This is a genomic window from Caldibacillus thermoamylovorans (genome assembly GCF_000751775.1).
Lineage (GTDB): Bacteria > Bacillota > Bacilli > Bacillales > Caldibacillaceae > Caldifermentibacillus > Caldifermentibacillus hisashii.
The window spans coordinates 1-20,785 of the sequence record NZ_CCRF01000050.1; the positions used below are offsets into that span (position 1 = coordinate 1).

Sequence of the window (20,785 nt, forward strand, 5' to 3'; positions counted from 1 at the left end):
ATACGATAATTAGCTTTCTTTCATTCCCTTATCGTTGTTATAATGAAAACGAGGTGAAAATAATGGAACAACAAAAAGTTTTTATGAAAGATACGATTGCAATTAAAACGGCACTTGTTTTTCCGCAAGATACGAATATGCATGGGACACTGTTTGGCGGTAAGTTAATTTCATACATAGATGATATTGCTTCCATTTCTGCACTGAGGTTATGCAAAACACCTGTTGTCACTGCGTCCATCGATTCTGTTGATTTCATAAAACCCATTCGGGAAGGCGATGCGGTCACTTTAGAGGCAATGGTAACTTGGACAGGGAATTCTTCAATGGAAGTTTTGGTTAAAGTAACTTCTGAACATTTAATGACAGGGAAAAAATCATTAGCGGCACTTTCTTTTTTAACATTCGTATCGTTAAATGAAGACGGGAAACCAAATCCTGTCCCGAAAGTGGTTCCTGAAACAGAATATGAAAAATGGCTTCATGATACCGGGGAAGAACGGGCAAAACATCGAAAAACAAGAAGATTACAAAGCAAAAGTCTCATCGATTTAATATCAAGCAAAAACTGAAAATTTGTTGAATAGAGGAGCGAATGACATGAATCGATGTGATTGGGTGACAGATGATTTGCTTTATATTCATTATCACGATTTTGAATGGGGACGACCTGTTTTTGATGACCAAAAATTATTTGAAATGTTAACTCTGGAAGGTGCTCAAGCAGGTCTGAATTGGCTTACGATTTTAAAAAGACGAGAGAATTACCGGGTGGCATTTGATAACTTTGATGTTGAAAAAATTGCCCGTTACGGAGAAGAAAAAGTGCAAGAATTATTACGGAATGAAGGAATAATTAGAAATGAAAGGAAAATTCGTTCAACCATTCGTAATGCTCAAGCATTTATAGAGATAAAAAAGAAATATGGTTCTTTTTCATCATTTTTGTGGGGATTTGTTGATGGGCAACCGATTAAAAATGAGTGGAAAACAAGTACAGATGTTCCAAGTCAAACGGAACTAAGCCACAAGATTAGCAAAGAATTAAAAAGACATGGTTTTTCTTTTGTCGGTCCTACAATTGTTTACGCATATATGCAAGCTGTCGGAATCGTCAATGATCATATACAATCTTGTTTTTGTTACGAGGAAATAATGTGAAACTTTCATAAGTGGGTTTCTTCATACCCTACTGATAGTTTGTTGACCCGAACGGACGCATCGCGCTCCACCAACCTTCTTTATAAATTCGAAAATCTTGAGGTGGGGGTGTCGACTTGCCGTTAAGGTGGGATAAATAGGTATAAACCCATTTCTTCATAGTCATGCACCTATACTTGGTTATGTACATAATCTTATGGTGTATTGACTATGAGGAGGTATGCAAAGATGGATCAATTTTATAACCCTGTTAGTGAAGAAGAACTGTTAAGACAATATGGCGGGTGGTATGGTGGACAACAATACGGGCATCACCATGGCCACCACCATCACCATGGGCATCATCACCATGGCCATCATCACCACGGACATCACCATCATGGCCATCATCACTTCTATCCCTATCCGATTAGCTGGGGATATGGTTACCCGTATGGTGGATTTGGCGGGTATGGTGGATGGGGCAACCCGAGCCCAGAATATAATTGGGGATATGGTCCTGGATATTGGGGACAATGGCAATACTAAATCGATTATAAGGAACAAAAACAGAGGAAGCAGTGAAGGACATTGCTTCCTTATTTATTTTTTCGTTTGTTTAACTTTATCCTTAAGGGATAAAGTTTTCAAATAAATAGAAAAAGAGAGATTGTAATTAATATTTTTTTAAAAAAATGTTGAAAACCTTTTAATATTTGCTATAATATAACTAAAATTCGGAACATACCATGTAGTATGTTCCGGAAATTGAAGAGTACTGGAGGAATGTCAAGTGGATTTTTCGTATTCTGATAAAGTGCAAGAGTTAAGAAAGAAATTGACTGAATTCATGGAGGCGTATATTTATCCAAATGAAAAGATTTATAGAAATCAATTAAACCAACAAAGTGACCGTTTCGGTTCAGTTCCTCCAATTATTGAAGAAATAAAGCAAAAAGCAAAGGCTGAAGGGTTATGGAATTTATTTTTGCCGGACAACGAATATGGGGCAGGGCTGACAAATCTAGAATATGCCCCGTTGTGTGAAATCATGGGGCGTTCTGTAGTAGGGCCTGAATCCTTTAACTGTAACGCACCGGATACTGGCAATATGGAAGTGTTAGTACGATACGGGTCTGAAAAACAAAAAAAAGAATGGCTGGAACCTTTGCTTACCGGAGAGATTCGCTCTTGTTTTTCCATGACTGAACCGGATGTAGCGTCCAGTGATGCGACGAATATCTCCACTAGTATTGTGAAAGATGGTGACGAATATGTCATCAATGGGAGAAAATGGTGGTCATCAGGGGCAGGCGATCCTCGTTGTAAAATTGCTATTGTCATGGGGAAAACAAACCCGGATGCCCCAAGACATGAGCAACAATCAATGATTCTTGTACCAATGGATACGCCGGGGGTAAAGATTGAACGAATGGTTCCGGTTTTCGGTTATGACGATGCCCCACATGGACACGCGGAGATTACCTTTGAAAACGTCAGGGTACCGGCTGAAAATATCATCTGGGGGGAAGGGAAAGGTTTTGCGATTGCACAGGGACGTCTCGGACCAGGTCGGATTCACCACTGTATGCGATTAATCGGACTGGCGGAACGTGCACTGGAAGATTTGTGTAAGCGTGTTCAGGAAAGGGAGACATTTGGAAAAAAACTGTCTGAACAAGGTGTTATCCAAGAATGGATTGCCAATTCCAGAATTGAGATCGAACAAGCACGTTTATTAACACTAAAAGCGGCATATATGATGGATACAGTCGGCAATAAAGAGGCTAAGACGGAGATAGCGATGATCAAAGTTGTTGCACCGAACATGGCTTTACGGGTACTTGATCGAGCCATTCAAGCATTTGGGGCAGCAGGGGTCAGTGATGATTTCACCTTGGCTTATCATTGGGCAAATGCAAGAACACTTCGGATTGCCGATGGTCCGGATGAAGTGCATCGCCGGCAAATTGCAAAATTGGAGCTGAAGAAATATTCATAATAAGGAGAATGGAGGAATTCAAATGGGAGTTTTTGATTTATTCAGATTGGATGGCAAAACAGCTATTGTAACCGGTGGAGGTAGAGGACTAGGTGCGCAAATTGCAGAGGCATTTGCTGAAGCCGGAGCAAATGTAGTGATTTGTTCCAGAAGACTGGAACAATGCCAAGAAAAAAGTGAAGAGTTAAAAAAGAATTTTGGAATTGACTCAATAGCTTTAGCCTGTGATGTCAGTAAACATGATGATGTAAAGAAGGTTGTCGATGAAACGGTTAAGCAATTTGGCACCGTTGATATTTTGGTCAACAATAGTGGAGCCACTTGGGGGGCGCCTGTTCTCGATATGCCTTTTGAAGCTTGGCAGAAAGTTATTAATGTAAATATAACGGGTACATATTTAATGAGTAGAGAAGCAGGAAGAATCATGATTAATCAGGGAAGCGGTAAAATCATTAATATTGCTTCCATTGCCGGGTTTGGCGGTACGAATCCGGAAGTGATGAATACGATTGGTTACAATACAAGTAAAGGTGCAGTGATAACATTTACTAAAGATTTGGCAGTAAAATGGGGACAATACAATATTCATGTAAATGGAATTGCGCCCGGATTTTTCCCATCGAAAATGTCAAATGCGTTAATAGAAAAAGGAGGAGACAAAATTCTGGCGAACACACCTTTGAAGCGATTCGGCAGTAATGAAGACTTAAAAGGTGCTGCACTATTCTTGGCCTCAAGAGCGTCGGACTTTGTGACAGGAGAGATTATTAAGGTCGACGGAGGATCGAGTGCTTACGCCTGATAAGTGAAACTTCCATCAAGGTGGGTTTCTATATCCCCACCAATCTCTTTGTCAACTTGAAAATGATGAGGTGGGGGTGTTACTGGCGAGGTAGGGTAGAGAATGATTATGGATAGACGATAAAAAAAGTGAATTTACAATCAAGCGAGGTTTAAAGCAGATGAAAGAAAAAATAATTGAAAAAGCAATTGAATTGTTTGAAAAGAAAGGTTTCAGTACGACGTCTATTCAAGATATTGTCGATGAGTTAGGAGTAACGAAGGGCTCTTTTTATTATTATTTTTCCAGCAAAGAACAATTATTGATGGATATTTATAATGAATACATTACGAACCTATTGGACAGACAAACAAAAATAATCGCAAATAAAACGCTGTCACCAAAGGAGCAGCTGATCGAAATTATTCGGCTGTTAATTGACGATCTTATCGAAAATGGACCCCGGGCACGTATTTATTTTCGGGAAATGAGACATTTATCCGAAAATCATATCAATACGATTAAAAAGATTCGAAAACAATTTCGTAAAAATATTGAAATGGTTATCAGAACAGGGGAGGAACAAGGTGTTTTCAAAAATCAGCTCCCAGCAGATATATTAGCGTTTGCTCTCCTTGGACTGACAAACTGGAGTTACAACTGGTACACCCCGGCTGGAGAAATCCCGCCGGATCAACTGGTGAAAATTTATTCAGAATTGCTGCTTACAGGTTTACTGGATAAAGATCATTAACGAAAGCTAACAATCACACAAAACGTTTTTGAAAAGAACTAGAAAGTGCTCGTCAGAATTACAGATAAGTAGATTCTCTGTTGTTAAAAAAATCAATAAGCGGAAAGGATTGCTCTGGTTTCTTCCTTTTCAGCTAAATTGGACGAACGAAATCATAGCGTAAAGGATGGTGCGGATTGTGGGATATTCCTATCATGATACAATCAGTGTCAGAAAAGGGGAAGAATTAGATAAAGAGACACTGACAAAATTTTTAAAAGAAAATTTACCGTTTATTCCTGATGGACCGTTGGAGATTGAACAATTCGGGGCAGGTCATTCCAATTTAACTTATTTATTACGGATCGGAAATTGGGAAGCGGTTCTAAGACGGCCTCCCCACGGACCGGTTGCACCGAAAGCACATGACATGCACCGTGAATATCGGATTTTAACAAGCCTTCATCCGTATTATCCGACAGCTCCAAAACCATACATTTTTTCGGATGATGAATCAATTATTGGAAGTCCTTTCTTTATCATGGAACGGAGAAAAGGGGTTGTTGTCGATACCGAATTTCCTGAATGGGTGAACTATACCCCACAATTGGGACGGAACCTGTCGATATTGATGGTTGATAAACTCGTAGAACTGCATGAAATTGATTACCGAAAGACAGAACTAATAACGATGGCGAAACCGGATGGATTTATGGAAAGGCAAGTAGCCGGTTGGACAAAACGGTACGAACTTTCCAAAACCGATGAAATTCGCGGTGTAGAAGAGTTAACCAATTGGCTTGCGAAAAAAATTCCGACATCCCCGGAACCGACGATTATTCATTATGATTATAAATTAAATAATGCCATGTTCTCGCCTGATTTTAATGAAATGGTCGGACTATTTGACTGGGAGATGACAACAATTGGTGATCCTTTCGCTGATCTTGGCGCCGCTCTTAGCTATTGGGTGGAAGAAAAGGATCCTGATGAATTGAAAAAAGCATTCGGTGCGGAATCAGTAACAACGAAAGAAGGCTTCTTTACACGAGAAGAATTTATTGAACGATATGCAAAGAAGAGTGGCAGGGATTTAAGTCATATCCAATTCTATTTGACCTTTGCTTATTTTAAACTAGCGGTTATTTGTCAACAAATCTATTATCGATATAAAAGAGGGCAAACAAGTGATCCACGTTTTGCCAAATTTCAAAAAACAGTTGAAAGTTTGATTCATCATGCTTTGAACTATAGTAAAGGTGTGTGAACCATTGAAAATCCATACACTTTTAAAAAAAGAAGAAATCGACACGGTACAAATGAATGAGGAAAAAATTGCCGTTGTATTTGATGTGCTCATGGCCACATCTGTCATTGCTTCTTGTTTTCATTATGATGCAAAACAGGTTATCCCTGTTTTGGACGCGACCGAAGCATTACAGGAAGCAAGGAAGTATCCTCCTGATGAAGTCGTTTTAATAGGGGAACATAACGGAATTACTATTGAAGGCTTTTTCGATCCTTTGCCTTCTGTATTTAAAAAGCAGGTCTCAGGGAAAACGGTTATTTTATCAACTACAAATGGAACGGTAGCCATTAGAAATTCTTCAAATGCCAAAAAACTCTATGTTGCTTCCTTGCTTAATGGTGAAGCAGTAAGTAAACATATTGCAAGGAATATTCATCAAGAAACGATTATCGTAGTTTGTTCAGGCTCATCAAACACTTTTTGTTTAGAAGATTTCTATGGTGCCGGTTATTTCATTGCACAATTTGTTAAGGAATTCGGCGAAGAAAAGGTTGAGTTAACCGATAGTTCATTGGCGGCAAAATTATTTTATGAAAATAGAGCTGAAGACTCCTATGAAATTCTCCGTCAATCACGGGTAGGTATGAATTTACAAAAATACCATTATGACGAAGATCTGTTATTTGTCAGTCAAAAAGGCGTTTTGCCACTTATTTTGATTTTAGAAGAGAAAAGATTGATATCGATAAAGAAAGAAAAAGTCGCAAATAAAAGGGAGGAATAAGATGAATTCAACTCATTTTCAGTATTGGCCGGCACGGTTGCCAAAAACTTTAACAGTACCGAAAACAACACTTTATGAAAATTTAGTTATAACCACTAAGAAATATCCGCAAAAACAAGCTTTACACTATTACGGGAAATCTTATACGTACAAACAATTGCTTGATGAAGTCGAAAGGTTAGCCGGATATTTGGAAAAAGTACTTCAAGTAAAGTCGAATGAAAAGATTTTACTGTTTATGCAAAATTCACCGCAGTTCATCATCAGTTTTTTTGCTATATTACGGGTTCGTGCAGTTGTTGTTCCAATTAATCCGATGAGTTTGACAAAGGATTTAGAATTTTATATTAAGGATTGTCAGATTAAACATGCCTTGGTCAGTCAGGAATTATATGAAAAAGTGGCACCGCTCAAAGGTTTCACATCGCTTCAAAATATTATTGTGACCACATATTCAGACTATGCAAGCGAAGAACAAGCGATAGGCAATTTACCTCCAGAAGTAAAGGCACCACGTCAAACATTGTCACAAGACATTTCATGGCAAGAAGTTCAAAAGACCGGATTTTCACCATCCCCTTATACTGGTTTAGCAGATGATGTTGCTGCTATTCCATATACATCCGGGACAACCGGATTGCCAAAAGGGTGTGTCCATACAAATAAAACCATTCAGGCCAATACGGTCAGTGCTTACCAGTGGATGAATGTGACCGCAGATGCAGTAGCTTTAACGACTTTACCGCTTTTTCATGTGACAGGACTTATTCACAGTCTTCTTGCACCGATTTATGCAGGCAGTACGATTATTTTATTTACAAGATGGGACAGAGATTATGCGGCAAAAGCGATCGAACAGTTTCAATGTTCGCACTGGATCAATATTAGTACGATGTTAATTGACTTTTTAGCAAATCCAAATCTTAAAGAATATGATCTTTCATCTTTACAAGTCATTGGAGGCGGCGGAGCAACAGTACCACAGGCTGTTGGAGAAAATTTATACAAAAGAACCGGTTTACAATATGTTGAAGGATACGGATTAACTGAAACTATGTCACATACCCATTTCAATCCGCCAGACCGGCCAAAAATGCAATGTCTTGGGATTCCATCCTTCAATACAGATGCAAGAATTATTGATATTGGAACCGGAAAGGAACTTGGTCCTAATCAGGAAGGTGAACTCGTTGTCAATGGTCCCCAAGTGTTTAAAGGGTATTATCAACGGGATGAAGAAAATAAAGAAGCCCATATTGAGATTGATGGAAAATTATTTTTTCGGACCGGTGATATTGTAAAAATGGATGAAGAAGGATACTTTTTTATGGTTGATCGATTAAAACGGATGATTAATGCTTCCGGTTTCAAAGTTTGGCCGACAGAAGTAGAGTCGATTCTTTATGAACATCCTGCTGTTCAACAAGCTTGTATTGTCAGTGCCCCTGATCCAAGACGAGGAGAAACCGTGAAAGCTTATATCATTTTGAAAGAAAATGCAAAAGGTAAAGTTACTGAACAGGAAATCATTGAATGGGCAAAGGGAAAAATGGCAAGTTATAAAGTTCCTAAAATAGTAGAGTTTCGTGAAACATTCCCGACCACAAGTAGCGGAAAAATATTATGGAGAGTTCTTCAAAAAGAGGCAATGGAACAAAAAACAGCTTCAATCTAATTACAATTAAGCATGAAAAATGCTTAGCATGAATATTTTGATGTGAAGGAGAAAAACTTGTAATCTTGCAATTGGATGTAAGCGCTATCTATTAAATCGATTTTGGAGGTTGGTAATATGGAAAAAGTCTGGCATAAGCATTATCCAAAACATATTCGCCCGGAGTTGGAGATTCCCAATCAATCATTGCCTGAAATGTTGGTCGAAACAGTTAAGAAATATCCTAATCATCCGGCCCTTTATTTCTTCGGACAAGAAATTTCTTATACTAAGTTAGGGGAACTGGCCGGTGCATTTGCATCTTGCCTGCAACAGGATGGGTTTGAAAAAGGAGATCGGGCAGCAATTATGTTACCGAATTGTCCTCAGTATATCATTAGCTATTACGGAATTTTACAAACGGGTGGAATTGTAACCCAAGTAAATCCGATGTATACATCGAACGAATTGGAATACATTTTACGGGATTCCGGAGCAAAAGTCATTGTGATCTATGAACCATTGTTGCCGGTACTGAAACAAATTATTGCAAACACTTCTGTTAAACGCGTTATTACTGTGAATTTTGAGGGAAAAGAAGCAGTGGATGAGTTCTCAATTGATTTTGCCAGCTTTTTAAAATCAGTAAAAAAACCGCCGACACCGGTAATGATTCAAGCTAGTGAAGATGTTGCCGTATTGCAATATACCGGTGGAACAACCGGACGTTCGAAAGGGGCCATGCTTACCCATCGAAATTTACTGGCCAATGTAATCCAGTGTTATGAGTATTTTAAAGATGAGATTAAACCGGGGCAAGATCGTATGTTGACTGTTATTCCATTGTTCCACGTATACGGGATGACGTCCTGTATGAATTTGGCAATCTATACCGGTGCACTTAATATTTTGTTACCACGATTCGAAATTGAAGAAGTATTGCAAACGATTAAAGAAACAAAACCGACTTCCTTCCCGGGTGTGCCGACAATGTATATCGCATTAATCAACCATCCGAAAGTAAATGAATACGGTCTTGACAGCATTTCAATTTGTAATAGCGGCAGTGCACCGATGCATGTGGAATTAATGCGTACCTTTGAAGAGAAAACCGGGGCAAAGATTCTGGAAGGGTATGGACTGTCAGAAAGTTCACCGACAACACATTGTAATCCGGCATTTGGTCCGAGGAAGCCGGGCAGCGTAGGTATTGGTGTTCCATCCACCGATTATAAAATTGTCGATTTGGGCGATGGTATAAAAGAATTAAAGCCCGGCGAAATAGGCGAATTGATTATAAAAGGACCGCAAGTGATGAAAGGATACTGGAATATGCCTGAGGAAACAGCGAATACACTTCGGGATGGATGGCTTTATACCGGTGATATTGCCTACATGGATGAAGATGGCTATGTCTACATTGTTGATCGGAAAAAAGATATGATTATTGCCAGCGGGTATAATATATATCCCCGTGATGTAGAAGAAGTGATTTACCAACATCCGGCGATTAAAGAAGCGGTTGTGGTCGGTGTACCGGATGCCTATCGAGGTGAAACCGTAAAAGCTGTCGTCGTTTTAAAAGAAGGTCAACAAGTATCAGAAGATGAATTAATCAGTTTTTGCCGTGAAAAATTGGCTGCTTTTAAAGTACCGAGAATTGTTGAGTTTCGGTCAGAATTACCAAAAACAAGCGTTGGTAAAATTTTAAGAAGAAAGATTAGAGAAGAATCTGCGAAAGTTTCAGAGTAATTCAATTAGTTGAAAGTGTTATATAAGACTATAAACATTCAGACAGTTGTTTGGAAACGGGTCCTCTTTGTTGAAAGGAAATTTAGAAGAGGACCTGTTTAAAAATTCCCGTTCATATGCGTTGGAGGTGTGGTTAGTTTGAGTTCCGTACTAAAAAAGAGTTGGCCAAAATTTATCCCGGAAACACTAGAGTATCGTCTTGGTGAAAGACCATTACACGAATATTTAATACAAAATGCAACGGACTACCCCAATGAAACTGGGTATGTTTATTATGGGAATCATATCACATGGAAACAGTTATGTGAGAGCTCTCTTAAATTCGCAAACTTCCTAAAATCGAAACAAATTGTCAAAGGGGATAGAATCGCATTATATATGCAAAATTGTCCGCAATATTTAATTGGCCATTATGCCATACAAATGCTAGGTGCTGTCGTTGTTCCACTGAATCCAATGTATAAAGAAGCTGAATTGGAATACTCGATAAATGAAGTAGGGATTAAGGCATTAATTACGAGTCAAGAGTTATTTCCAATTGTTGAAAAGATGATGGACCAAGTTTCAACACTGCAACTGATTATAACGACAAATTATCGTGATTTTTTAAGTGATCAAATTACATTACCCGTCCCTAATGAATTGAAGATACCTAAAGAGCCAAGTAATTCGAAAAGTTTTGACATGTTAGAAGTAATAAAGGCTCATGAACCATTAGATACAACAGCTAAAATCGATGTTTGGGAAGACGTCAGTTTGATGGTTTTTACATCAGGTACAACCGGCAGGCCGAAAGCAGCCATGCTAACCTATGGTAATGCTCTATTTAAAACTGCAGCAACCGTGAATACGTACCAACTCAATAAAACAGACCGTACACTAGCCACAGCTCCATTATGCCATATTGCAGGAATGGTGATGGGAGTAAATATTCCTGTTTATTCTGCATCAACATGTATTTTACTAACAAGATTTGATGTGGAAGCAGCAATAAAAGCAATAGAAATTTACAAAATTAATAAATTGTATACGATTGCCTTAATGAATGCTGCAATATTAAACGTTCCCGGCATTGAACAACGAGATTTAACTTCTCTTGAATTAAATTTTGCCACAAGTTTTGGAATGAAAGTGGATGAAAAATTGGCCAATGCATGGAAACAACGAACAAATGGTTGTCCCCTTTTTGAAGCATCATATGGATTAAGTGAAACACATACATGCGATACGTTCATGCCAATGGATAAAGTCAAATATGGTTCATGTGGAATTCCCACCTATGAAACGGAAATAAGGATAGTAGATACTGTTACTGGGGAAGATTTACCTACCGGGAAACAAGGTGAGATTGTTATTAAAAATCCCGGTGTTTTTAAAGGGTATTTTAACAATCCGGAGGCAACAACAAAAACTTTGCGCAATGGATGGGTATTTACCGGAGATATTGGTAAATTTGATGAAGACGGCTTTTTATATTTTCTTGGTCGTTCCAAGGAAATGATAAAATCTTCCGGATATAGTGTATTCCCTGAAGATGTTGAAGCGTTAATGAGTAGACATGCTGCCGTCTTGCAAGTTGCAGTAATTGGTGTTCCTGATGAAGTGCGCGGAGAAAGTGTTAAGGCCTTTGTCGTTTTAAAGCCGGAATATAAAGGAAAAATTACTGAACTTGAAATGATGAAATGGGCGAAAGAAAACATGGCTGCCTACAAATATCCCCGTTTTATTGAGTTTATTGACCAATTATCCGCAACTTCTTCAGGGAAAGTTTTGCGAAGGCTTTTAAAATGATTGCTGTAGCAAATTGAACTTATCTGATTTTCCAGACGAACCGATTAAAAAGGGAGGTATATGCAGTATGCAAAGTTGGAAAGTGACAAAATTAGGCGAACCGAAAGAGGTATTGGCATTGCAAGAAGTGCCGGTTCCATCTGTTGAACCGGGAAAAGTTTTAATAGAAGTTGAAGCGGCGGCATTAAATTTCTTTGATATTTTACTTTGTCAAGGAAAATACCAGGAAAAACCCCCGCTTCCTTTCACTCCGGGTTCTGAAATTTCCGGGGTTGTCAGAGATGTTGGGGAAGGTTGCAATGTCAAAATAGGCACACGTGTTCTTGCTACCCCCGGTTTACCAAATGGCGGTTTATCGGAGTATGTCGTCATTCCGGAACATTCCGTCTACGAAATTCCGGATTCAATGTCAAGTTCGGAAGCTGCCGGAATATTTATTACCTATCAAACGACTTACTATGCACTGCATCATCGGGCAAATCTTAAAACTGGTGAGGTATTACTCGTTCATGCCGGAGCTGGTGGAGTTGGTTCTGCTGCCATCCAACTTGGTAAGGCGATTGGAGCAAAAGTAATTGCTACGGCGGGCGGAGCTGAGAAAGTAAAAATTTGTCAACAATTGGGAGCAGATGTTGCTATCGATTATACACGTGATGACTTTGTGGATATTGTTAAGAAAGAAACTAATGGGCGAGGAGCAGACGTTATTTATGATCCGGTCGGTGGGGATGTATTCGACAAATCCCGAAAATGTATTGCCTTTGATGGAAGAATCCTTGTCATTGGTTTTGCCGGCGGAAGAATTTCAGATGCTCCGGTGAACCACGCATTGGTAAAAAACTATTCCATTGTTGGTGTCCATTGGGGATTGTTTGCAAAGCTTTATCCGGAAAGAGTAAAAGAAATCCATCAGAAGTTAATGAACCTTTATGAACAAGGAAAGATTCATCCTCTTATCTATCGTGAATTTGATTTAAAAGAAGTTCCGGAAGCATTAGAAATTTTGGCCGAGCGGAAAACATACGGAAAGTTAATTGTAAATATATCAAAATAGAAATTCAATAAAGATAGAAAGGAAGATTGGATGAGGTTACAGAATAAAGTTGCCATTATTACAGGCGGTGGGGGAGGAATCGGCCGTGCCACTGCATTAAAATTTGTTGAAGAAGGTGCTCGGGTCGTTATTTCTGATATTCAGGAAGCAAAAGGCAGCGAAACTGTCAGCATGATTAAAGAAAGGGGAGGTGACGCATTATTTATAAAAGTAGATATGTCCAAACCGGATGAAGTTCAGTCATTGGCAGAAGCAACAATGAATACATTCGGAAAAATTGATATTCTTTTTAACAATGCAGGGGTAGGCAGTATGGAGAAAAAATTGCCCGATGTTTCTTTGGAAGAATGGCAACAGGTAATTAATATCAATTTGACCGGTGTCTTTCTGGGAATGAAATACGTCATTCCAAAAATGGAGCCGGGCAGTTCCATTATTAATACAGCAAGCATCGCCGGGATAAAGGGACAAAAGCTTGTTAGCGCCTACTCAGCATCCAAAAGCAGTGTCATCGCTTTAACAAAAACGGCCGCGACCGAGTTTGGCAGAAAAAATATACGAGTGAATGCCATCGCCCCCGGAATTATTGATACAGATATCGTTGAAGATTGGAAGAAGTCGGAAAAATGGCCGATTCTTTCAACGGCAAATGCATTAAGAAGAGTCGGAAAACCGGAAGAGATTGCTAATGCAGTGTTATTCCTGGCCTCAGACGAATCCTCCTTTATAACCGGTGAAACATTAATCATTGATGGAGGAACATTAAACCTTTAGAAATACATAATTTAATAGAAAAGGAGACTAGCTATGCACGAAATTGAAGTATATGTCCGTTTTAGTGAAACCGATGCGGCCGGACATGTAAATAATACAAGTTATTTTTTATATATGGAAGAAGCACGGACAAAATTTTTCAATGAACTGGGTTACGGTCATCATGAATCCTTACCCGGATTAAATTTAATATTAGCTTCAACAAAATGTGATTATATTGCTCAGAGCTATGCAGGTCAAACATTAAAGGTGGCGACCACTGTTTCTAATATTGGAAATAAAAGTTTTACCGTCGAACATCTCATTACCAATGCTGATTCGGGAACCATCATCGCAAAGGGAACAGCCACACTCGTTAGTTTCGATTTTGAACAGCAAAAAACAATGCCGATTCCGGAAGTCGTTCGGACCAATTTAGAACAATTTTTACAGCCACAGTAATTGAAAGTGAGGGGTTTCAAATGAAAAATGAAAACAGACGTATCATTTTAGGTAGCCGGCCAAGCGGAATGCCGACAAAAGAAAACTTCCAAATCGTAACAGAGGCTATCCCTGAGATTAAGGAAGGAGAAATTTTAATTCAAACAATCTTTTTATCCGTCGACCCTTATATGCGTGGAAGAATGACCGGGATAAAAACATATGTTGACCCGTTTGAAGTAGGTAAAGTTTTAACCGGCGGGGTAGTCGGTAAAATTGTCGAATCGAAACATTCGAATTTCCAAGAAGGGGATATTGTAGAAGGGCAACTTGATTGGGCGGATTACTCCGTTTCAAACGGGCGCCACATTCGAAAAGTGGATCCGAACTTAGCACCGATTTCGACAGCGCTCGGCGTTATCGGAATGCCGGGTTTAACCGCTTATTTCGGGCTGCTAGATATTGGAAAACCAAAAGAAGGGGAAACGGTTGTCATCTCAGGGGCAGCCGGTGCAGTCGGCATGGTTGTCGGCCAAATTGCGAAACTAAAAGGTTGTCATGTCGTTGGTATTGCCGGTTCCCAGGAAAAAATCGCATATTTAAAAGAAGAGCTGGGATTTGATGCAGTTATCAATTATAAAACAGATCAAATAAAGCAGGCGTTAAAAACAGCTTGCCCAAATGGTATTGACGTTTATTTTGATAATGTTGGCGGAGAAATTTCCGATCTAGTGATGCGCTTTATGAATTTCCATTCGCGCATCGTCCTTTGTGGTGACATTTCTCAATATAATAATGAAAAAATTGAATATGGACCACGTTTCCAAAGCCTGTTAGTAACCCGTAGTATTTTAATGCAAGGATTTATTGTTTCCAATTATTCTAAACGTTTTGCGGAAGGATACCGTGACTTGGCAAAATGGGTGAGTGAAGGTAAATTGAAATATCGGGAAACGATTATTGACGGGTTGGAAAACGCACCGGATGCATTTATCGATTTATTTTATGGAAAAAACATTGGAAAACAACTAGTCCGAGTATCAAATGAGTAATTCTTAAAAATACTATTTAGGAGCTGTGCAAAAAGGCCAGCTCCTAATTGAATAAGTAAGCAGCTTTTTCAATAAAATTTTTTTCTTGCGTTTTACGTACCGAACTCAACGATTTCTCAATAAGTATGTAACAATTTGACTTCTTTTTTGATATTAATAAAAAAATAAAATAATGTTTCTCTCAAAATAAAGTTTTTTTGTGCATTCTCAATAAAATCAAATTATAAGTGTAACAATTGACCTTATAGCAACCGGATGAATGTACTTTCGTCAATCACTTCGATTATCCGTTAACAATTTCCCCACCGTTTATGTGTAAAACTTGACCCGTCATATAAGAGGAATCTTCGCTGGCTAAAAATACATAGGCAGGGGCGAGTTCAGCAGGTTGACCGGCTCTTTGCATCGGAGTAGTTGACCCGAACGTTGCTACTTGATCACTTGTAAAGGTAGATGGAATGAGTGGTGTCCAAATTGGACTAGGTGCAATCGAATTAACACGTATTCCTTGTTTCACGAGAGAAGCGGAAAGTGATCTCGTAAATGAAACAATTGCTCCTTTCGTTGCTGAGTAGTCTAGTAAAGTCGCGTTTCCTAGATAGGCGGTAACACTGGAAGTATTAATAATGACACTTCCTTTTTGTAAATCGGGAAGGGAAGCTTTTGTAAGATAAAAATATCTACTATGAGGTTATCATTGCCAAAAAAGTGGAAAATATGATTGATTTGTCATTATGATGAATAAATGTATAAATTTGACACGAAAGGCAAAATTATCTATGAGGAGGTGGAATGTATGCCAAAAATCGGTGTTGCGTCTTCTTTGACAGATGTAAAACATGCATTAATGGAAAAAGGATATGATGTGGTAGAATTGAAAAATGAAAACGATGCTTCCGGTTGCGATTGTTGTGTAGTAACAGGTCTGGACTCCAATATGATGGGGATGCATAATACGGTTACACAAGGTTCAGTCATTGAAGCCAGTGGATTAAGTGCTGAAGAAGTTTGCCGTCAAGTGGAAAGCAGACTAAGTTAATTTATACTTAGGATTGTATTTTGCCTTTTCGCTTCATGATAAAACCTTGAAATCCGGAAGGCTCATAATCAATCCCAAAAATAAAAAGAAAACGTTTACAAATATTTGGTTTTGTATTAAAATAAACAGTAATAACACATGTTTTAACATTCTATTGTTAGTTACTTGTGTTTCCTCCATCATTTTGCAGGTCTGCCAAAAAGCAGATCACTTTGCCAGTTCATAATGACATCATCTATTCCGTGTCATTTATTGAACTGGTTTTTTTGTTAAAGAAATGATTGGGATTTACAAATAATTTTATGGAGGAAAACATAAATTTTATTGAAGGGAGCTGAGTAAAAACGCATTGCTGAGACATGTGGAAAATGAATGCACTGTTTTTTACGCACGACTATAACAGGAGTTTTGTCACGATTGTTTAAAATTATCACTTGGACTATTTATAGGAGATGAAAAAAATTGAACTTTGATTTTACCGAAGAACAAAATATGCTAAGAGAAACAGTTAGAAGCTTTGTAGATAAAGAGATTGTTCCCTATATTCGTGAATGGGATCGTTCCGGTGGATTCCCTCGCGAAATTTTCGATAAGCTGCGTGAACTTGGTTTAATGGGCGTTTGCATTCCGGAAAAATACGGTGGGAGTGGCATGGATTATAATTCACTTGCCATTGTCTGTGAGGAATTGGAAAGAGGAGATACAGCTTTCCGGACGGCGGTTTCTGTCCACTCCGGACTAAATAGTTTAACTTTACTGCAATGGGGTACTGAAGAACAAAAGCAAAAATATTTGGTTCCACAGGCGAAAGGGGAAAAAATTGGCGCATTCGGGTTGACGGAACCGGCGGCAGGTTCAGATGTGGCTTCTATTCAAACAACCGCGAAAAAAGAAGGAGAGTATTATATTCTTAACGGTCAAAAAACATGGATTTCCCTTTGTGATATTGCCGATTATTTTATCGTATTTGCTTATACCGATAAAACAAAGAAATATCACGGGATGTCCGCATTCATTGTGGAACGGACTTGGGAAGGTTTTTCATCTAAAGCTATTAAAGGAAAATTAGGGATTCGTTCCGGTAATACGGGGGAGTTATTTTTTGAAAATATGAAAATACCAAAAGAAAACTTACTTGGTGAAGAAGGTGAAGGATTCAAAATTGCGATGTCTGCCCTCGATAACGGCCGTTTTACGGTTGCTGCCGGTGCAGTTGGTCAAATCATGGCCTGTCTGGAAGCAAGTGTAAAGTATTGTCATGAAAGGGAAACGTTCGGAGAACCTATCGGTAAACATCAATTAGTCCAGCAAATGATTGCCAATATGGAAGCAGGTTTACAAATGAGCAGACTACTTGTTTATAAGGCTGGGGAGTTGAAAAATCAAGGAAAACGTAATACACGTGAAACCTCACTCGCAAAGTGGCAGGCATGTGACTTTGCCAATAAAGCTGCCGATGATGCTGTCCAAATTCACGGAGCCTACGGTTACTCCGATGAATATCCGGTAGAACGATTTTTACGGAATTCGAAAGCACCGGTTATTTATGAAGGAACAAGAGAAATCCATACAATTATGCAAGCAGAGTATGTGTTAGGTTATCGAAAGGATAAACCATTAAACAAAATGCTACCAGCTTGGGAAGGTAACAATGAACTGAATATCAAGTAAAACTCAAATTGATAATAAAAGGGGTATTTCATCCTTGTTTGTTGCAATTTGCATTTCTTACCCCTTTCGTCTTTTTACTGAAAATTTATCCCGCATAAACGGTCACTAAATTTTCCCCTTGAGGCTTAAGAGAAATCAAGGATGTAGGGGGGAAGATAAGTGCCTGATTGGTACAGCTAACCATCAGTGGGGATAGAGAACTCCCTTGATGGAAATTTCACTTTATTCCACCTTACTGAACCCCGCTAAACTTTCAACTACAAATGAAACCAGATTAATGGCAAAATATTCCAATACTATATCATGTCAAGATTTCCTACTAAAGCAGCAACTTACAAACGGTTCAAAATGATACTGAATCAGTTAAACAACTAGTAAAGTCATCGTGATTATTAGAATGAATAAAATTAATGGTCACAAACTTTTTGACTTGTCGCAATATAAAAAATACAGAAAGGAGTATTGTGATGAAAATCGGTGTGTTAGGCTCTGGACTTATGGGCAAAGAAGCAGCCCGGGACTTGGTGGAAAGTTCCGGTGTAACGACTGTCGGATTGGCTGATCTTGATTTTAACCGTGCAAAAACAGTATGTGAACAAATTCAATCTCAAAAATTGACTCCCTTTCAAGTCGATGCTCGTAATGAAGAAGAACTGGCGAATTTTATGAGTCAATTTGATTGTATTATTAATGCACTATTTTACTCGTTTAATGAAATCGTCGCAAAAACAGCAATTAAAGTGGGTGTTCATTCTGTAGATTTAGGTGGTCATATCGGTCATATGACGGATAAAGTACTTGCACTAAAAAATGATGCGAAAAACGCCGGAGTTACCATTATCCCTGATTTAGGGGTAGCTCCGGGTATGATTAATATTTTATCAGGTTATGGATACAGTAAGCTTGATAAAGCAACAGCGGTAAAATTGTACGTGGGCGGAATTCCGGTAAGACCGGATCCACCATTAGAATACAATCATGTGTTCTCAATGGAAGGTTTACTTGATCACTACACTGATCCTTCTTTAATTATTCGTAATGGAAAATTAATGGTTGTACCATCGTTATCTGAAATAGAACCGATTTATTTTGAAAAATTTGGTCCACTGGAAGCCTTTCATACATCAGGCGGAACTTCAACATTATCTATTTCTTATCCGGAATTAGAAACATTGGAATATAAAACGATTCGTTATCCAGGTCATGCGAAAAAGATGAAATTACTTGTTGATTTAAATCTTACAAGAACAGATTATGAAGTTGAAGTTGACGGAAAAACCATTAATCCAAGGAAAGTACTATTAAAGGTCCTAGATCCGATTGTTGAATTAAAAGATAAAGACGATGTCACTTTATTACGGGTAATCGTTTCAGGGGAAAAAGATTTAAATCCAGCTACTTATACGTATGAAATGGTGACATTTAAGGATTCGACTAAAAATATCACCGCGATGGCGAGAGCAACAGCGAATACGATTTCAGTTGTTGCACAAATGATTGCAAATGGTATTATTACAAAAAGAGGCGTTTATCCACCTGAACAAATTGTTCCCGGTGATATTTATATTGAAGAAATGAAAAAGCGTGGTGTGGTTATATCGGAAAATTTAAGTTGAATGGAGACCTTGGCTAACAAGATCTCAAATTTCTAGATGACCAGAGCATTTTTACTCTGGTTTTTTTATATAATCAATCGCAGCTTTAAGAATATGTTTGTCATTATCGAAGGTCACTTTGTCGATGGCTTCAGATAACGGGAACCATTTTGCATCACTTACTTCCTCCAGTTGACGATGAATGGCAGTTGGTTTTGTGTAAGCAAGAAAATAAATAACCTCTTTTAAAACGCCCTCGGCAGGAGAATAAGTAACCACTTTGCGAAAGTTCGTATCCAATTCAACTTGAAGACCGGTTTCTTCTGCAATTTCACGGAGGGCAGTTTCAGTTTCAGTTTCGTCCTCTTCCACATGTCCCTTAGGAAATGCCCAATGCCCGCCGTTTTGATGTTTAATAAGCAGAACTTTGTGAGGTTCTTCTGATGTAAAAACAATGGCACCGCAAGATTTTTCTCTTTTCATATAAACAATCCTTTCTTTTAAACAATCCTTTCTTTACCAATTAATCAATATTATAACAAAAAAAGACCAAGGCTGTATGATTGTTTATTAATCTTTGCAAAATTTTAATGGAATAGTAATTTAAGCTCCTATCCTTGATTTCTTTTCAATGAAGCAATTAATTAATATAATACAGATAGAAAAATAAAATGACAGGAGTTATTCATGTGGGCTATGTTGAGGATTTACGTAAAATTATTGGATCAAGACCTATTATTTTGGTAGGTTCTGTTACTGTTATTGTAAATGATGAAGGTGAAATTTTATTACAGGAAAGAACATATCCTACTGGTTTTTGGGGATTACCGGGTGGGTTAATGGAACTGGGAGAAACAACGGAAGAAACAGCACGTCGGGAAGTATTTGAAGAAACCAGTCTCGTCGTTGATCAATTACAATTTATTAATGTGTATTCAGGACCGGAATATTTTGTCCGTGCACAAAATGGGGATGAGTTTTTTATGGTTACTGTTGCATATTATACAAAGCATTTTTCAGGGGAAATGAAGGTCGATTTTTCAGAATCGGTATCGGTCCGATTTTGCCATCCGGATAACCTGCCCGGACAATTGGTAAAAGGCCATAAAGTAATCTTGGATGAATTTTTAAGTAAGCATTATAAAAACATATGAAAAAACAAGCAACACCTTTCTTAGGAGAGGTGTTGTACTCATTTCATAGCTTGAAAAAGTGTTAACCGAATACATCCATGTAGTTGCTGCAATTTTTGATATGGATTGAGCAAAAGTTGCTGTCTATTTTCTTCCGTTTA

At 38.3% G+C, this 20,785-nt stretch carries 20 protein-coding genes and 1 pseudogene; 19 read left to right on the top strand and 2 right to left on the bottom strand.

Annotation, left to right across the window (positions count from 1 at the left end):
• The first annotated feature begins 62 nt into the window (after nt 1-62).
• The 15 genes from BT1A1_RS08380 to BT1A1_RS08450 all read left to right on the top strand — a co-directional run bounded on the left by BT1A1_RS08380 (nt 63) and on the right by BT1A1_RS08450 (nt 15,186).
• Complete coding sequence (locus tag BT1A1_RS08380; RefSeq protein WP_034770006.1) at nt 63-572, top strand: acyl-CoA thioesterase; 510 nt, start codon at nt 63-65, stop codon at nt 570-572.
• A gap of 28 nt (nt 573-600) precedes the next feature.
• Nucleotides 601-1,161 carry a DNA-3-methyladenine glycosylase I gene (locus BT1A1_RS08385; protein WP_034770007.1) on the top strand — a complete coding sequence of 187 codons (561 nt, stop codon included), beginning with the start codon at nt 601-603 and terminating at the stop codon, nt 1,159-1,161.
• A gap of 228 nt (nt 1,162-1,389) precedes the next feature.
• On the top strand, nt 1,390-1,689 hold the full coding sequence (locus tag BT1A1_RS08390; protein WP_051989069.1) for a hypothetical protein: 300 nt from the start codon (nt 1,390-1,392) through the stop codon (nt 1,687-1,689).
• 244 nt (nt 1,690-1,933) lie between these two features.
• On the top strand, nt 1,934-3,142 hold the full coding sequence (locus tag BT1A1_RS08395) for an acyl-CoA dehydrogenase (protein ID WP_034770009.1): 1,209 nt from the start codon (nt 1,934-1,936) through the stop codon (nt 3,140-3,142).
• A gap of 22 nt (nt 3,143-3,164) precedes the next feature.
• Entirely contained in the window at nt 3,165-3,944 is a 780-nt protein-coding gene (locus BT1A1_RS08400) for an SDR family oxidoreductase (RefSeq protein ID WP_034770011.1), read from the top strand.
• 160 nt (nt 3,945-4,104) lie between these two features.
• On the top strand, nt 4,105-4,677 hold the full coding sequence (locus BT1A1_RS08405) for a TetR/AcrR family transcriptional regulator (RefSeq protein ID WP_034770012.1): 573 nt from the start codon (nt 4,105-4,107) through the stop codon (nt 4,675-4,677).
• A gap of 178 nt (nt 4,678-4,855) precedes the next feature.
• Nucleotides 4,856-5,923, top strand: coding sequence for a phosphotransferase family protein (locus tag BT1A1_RS08410; RefSeq protein ID WP_231553320.1), 1,068 nt, complete (start codon nt 4,856-4,858; stop codon nt 5,921-5,923).
• A gap of 4 nt (nt 5,924-5,927) precedes the next feature.
• The gene (locus tag BT1A1_RS08415; RefSeq protein ID WP_034770013.1) at nt 5,928-6,689 is read left to right on the top strand and encodes a 2-phosphosulfolactate phosphatase; all 762 of its coding nucleotides are present in this window, start codon (nt 5,928-5,930) and stop codon (nt 6,687-6,689) included.
• A 1-nt stretch (nt 6,690) separates the two neighbouring features.
• Nucleotides 6,691-8,364, top strand: a complete 1,674-nt coding sequence (locus BT1A1_RS08420; RefSeq protein WP_034770014.1) for a long-chain-fatty-acid--CoA ligase — start codon at nt 6,691-6,693, stop codon at nt 8,362-8,364.
• A 117-nt stretch (nt 8,365-8,481) separates the two neighbouring features.
• On the top strand, nt 8,482-10,095 hold the full coding sequence (locus BT1A1_RS08425) for a long-chain-fatty-acid--CoA ligase (RefSeq protein WP_034770016.1): 1,614 nt from the start codon (nt 8,482-8,484) through the stop codon (nt 10,093-10,095).
• Between the two features lie 138 nt (nt 10,096-10,233).
• Nucleotides 10,234-11,886, top strand: coding sequence for an AMP-binding protein (locus BT1A1_RS08430; protein ID WP_034770018.1), 1,653 nt, complete (start codon nt 10,234-10,236; stop codon nt 11,884-11,886).
• A 67-nt stretch (nt 11,887-11,953) separates the two neighbouring features.
• Nucleotides 11,954-12,940, top strand: a complete 987-nt coding sequence (locus tag BT1A1_RS08435; protein ID WP_034770020.1) for an NADPH:quinone oxidoreductase family protein — start codon at nt 11,954-11,956, stop codon at nt 12,938-12,940.
• Between the two features lie 30 nt (nt 12,941-12,970).
• Nucleotides 12,971-13,714, top strand: coding sequence for an SDR family NAD(P)-dependent oxidoreductase (locus BT1A1_RS08440; protein ID WP_034770021.1), 744 nt, complete (start codon nt 12,971-12,973; stop codon nt 13,712-13,714).
• Nucleotides 13,715-13,747: 33 nt separating this feature from the next.
• Nucleotides 13,748-14,155 carry an acyl-CoA thioesterase gene (locus BT1A1_RS08445; RefSeq protein ID WP_034770023.1) on the top strand — a complete coding sequence of 136 codons (408 nt, stop codon included), beginning with the start codon at nt 13,748-13,750 and terminating at the stop codon, nt 14,153-14,155.
• A 20-nt stretch (nt 14,156-14,175) separates the two neighbouring features.
• Nucleotides 14,176-15,186 carry an NADP-dependent oxidoreductase gene (locus BT1A1_RS08450; protein WP_034770024.1) on the top strand — a complete coding sequence of 337 codons (1,011 nt, stop codon included), beginning with the start codon at nt 14,176-14,178 and terminating at the stop codon, nt 15,184-15,186.
• A gap of 283 nt (nt 15,187-15,469) precedes the next feature.
• Here the strand turns inward: BT1A1_RS08450 and BT1A1_RS08455 are convergent.
• Nucleotides 15,470-15,865 (bottom strand): annotated as a pseudogene (locus tag BT1A1_RS08455) (SDR family oxidoreductase); the annotation flags it as partial.
• Between the two features lie 117 nt (nt 15,866-15,982).
• On the opposite strand from BT1A1_RS08455, the gene BT1A1_RS08460 reads away from it, so the two are divergent.
• The 3 genes from BT1A1_RS08460 (at nt 15,983) to BT1A1_RS08470 (ending at nt 19,512) form a co-directional block, all read left to right on the top strand.
• On the top strand, nt 15,983-16,225 hold the full coding sequence (locus BT1A1_RS08460; protein ID WP_034770026.1) for a YkuS family protein: 243 nt from the start codon (nt 15,983-15,985) through the stop codon (nt 16,223-16,225).
• A gap of 462 nt (nt 16,226-16,687) precedes the next feature.
• Complete coding sequence (locus tag BT1A1_RS08465; RefSeq protein ID WP_034770028.1) at nt 16,688-17,896, top strand: acyl-CoA dehydrogenase family protein; 1,209 nt, start codon at nt 16,688-16,690, stop codon at nt 17,894-17,896.
• Between the two features lie 467 nt (nt 17,897-18,363).
• Nucleotides 18,364-19,512, top strand: a complete 1,149-nt coding sequence (locus tag BT1A1_RS08470; RefSeq protein WP_034770030.1) for a saccharopine dehydrogenase family protein — start codon at nt 18,364-18,366, stop codon at nt 19,510-19,512.
• Between the two features lie 51 nt (nt 19,513-19,563).
• On the opposite strand, the gene BT1A1_RS08475 is transcribed toward BT1A1_RS08470, so the two are convergent.
• Nucleotides 19,564-19,974 (bottom strand): bis(5'-nucleosyl)-tetraphosphatase, encoded by a 411-nt coding sequence (locus tag BT1A1_RS08475; RefSeq protein WP_034770032.1) that lies wholly within the window; start codon nt 19,972-19,974, stop codon nt 19,564-19,566.
• A 206-nt stretch (nt 19,975-20,180) separates the two neighbouring features.
• On the opposite strand from BT1A1_RS08475, the gene BT1A1_RS08480 reads away from it, so the two are divergent.
• On the top strand, nt 20,181-20,645 hold the full coding sequence (locus BT1A1_RS08480; protein ID WP_034770034.1) for an NUDIX hydrolase: 465 nt from the start codon (nt 20,181-20,183) through the stop codon (nt 20,643-20,645).
• Nucleotides 20,646-20,785: the final 140 nt, after the last annotated feature.